General features: G+C 57.7%; 1 protein-coding gene. It reads left to right on the forward strand.

Annotated features, from left to right (window positions below):
• Nucleotides 1-163 precede the first annotated feature (163 nt).
• Nucleotides 164-1291: a hypothetical protein gene (locus PMI09_RS00005; RefSeq protein ID WP_244423696.1), complete on the forward strand. Its 1128-nt coding sequence runs from the start codon at nt 164-166 to the stop codon at nt 1289-1291.
• Nucleotides 1292-1434: the final 143 nt, after the last annotated feature.

Below are 1434 nucleotides of genomic sequence, written 5' to 3' on the forward strand. Positions count from 1 at the left end.
TTGACCCTCCTCATATAAGCAAATGACGACGCTGCAATCGGCGATCCTCTTGCTGGTCATAAATCTCGGCCTTCTCTGGCTTTTGATGCGGGTTCCGCTAGGGCGCAGGACCATTTACCTTAGCCAAACCTATCGATGTTCCCCCGATACACTCTGGAAGGCGATGAATCCCGCCGGTCCGGATGCGTCCTGGCACCACTCGGTCATCAGCAGTCGCGCGCTTGCCGATCGGAGCGGTGTCGTGGAGCAGACCTACCGGCATCTCGACAAGAACGGTGCGCCCTCGCGCCGGCTTCTTGCATTGGACCCGTTGCCATCAATGGCGAGTAATGCCCACGGCTTCCAGGCTCGCATCATCGATGACAGCACGCTGGATCCCACATTCTGGAACCACTACCGGGAGCGGCGCATCATTCGACCAACACCTGATGGTGCTCTGGTGGAGGTCGAACAGACGGACCGGTACCGCGGGCTGGCTTTCCTCATGTTTCGCTATTTCGTTCTGCGCCGGGAAATGAAGGCGCTTGATGGATGGTTGAAGACAGGCGAATCGCTGCCACAGGGCTACTTTGAGCGACCGCTGGTCCAAGGCGGTCTCGCAGTGTTGTCGACTCTGCTGCTCTGGCCCTTCCTTGGGCTCGATGCAGGTGGCCTGATGCTCTCGACCTTCCTGACGCTTGTCATTGTCTTGCATGAACTGGGGCATATGGCGGCCTATCGCATGTTCGGTCATGCATCGGTCAGGATGATCTTTGTACCTCTGCTTGGTGGCATCGCTGTCGGCGGGAGGCCTTACCGGTCGCTATTCGAGGTGGCAACTTGTGCCCTGATGGGCGCGGGAATGTCGGCCTTTATGGTCCCGATCCTTGCGGTCGCCACGCAGCTTTCGGATGTTGGCCTGCTGCCCTCGGCGTCACGCGGACCTCTGCTCATTTTCCTGTTGATCCTCGGCACTTTCAACCTGCTGAACCTACTGCCGATGCACCGTTTCGATGGAGGTCAGGTTCTCCGGCAAATCTTTCGCACGCGAAGGTCGCAGATAGCGGCCAGTTTCGTTGTGACGCTCTGCATTCTCGGCATTGGTTTCGAGATCGGTTTGCCCGCGAACATGCTGACGGCGGGCCTGTTCGTCTTCATGCTTGTCAGCCTTGTCAGTGGCGGTTCGGTGAAGCCGCGCCAGATGCTTGACGAGATGAAGGATGGCGAGCGCATGCTCGTTGCTTTTGGCCTCTACGCGGCTATTGCAGTACATGGCTATGCCATTATTTTCGCAACCGAAAAGCTCTTCTGACGCAAGCCGCACAGCGACCGGCGCAATCAGTGTGTTCGGGGCGGAAATTCAAACTGTCAGGCGGTTTTTTCTTGAGCCGCAGACGCGGTGCGTGCAAAGGTCCGCGCAAATCAAGTCATTAGGAGGAATTCGACATGGACGTT

The organism is Rhizobium sp. CF122, assembly GCF_000282035.1.
GTDB lineage: Bacteria > Pseudomonadota > Alphaproteobacteria > Rhizobiales > Rhizobiaceae > Rhizobium.

Coding starts and splice junctions, on each gene's coding strand:
- PMI09_RS00005 (WP_244423696.1), top strand. CDS start 164: ATGAATCCCGCCGGTCCGGATGCGTCCTGGCACCACTCGGTCATCAGC.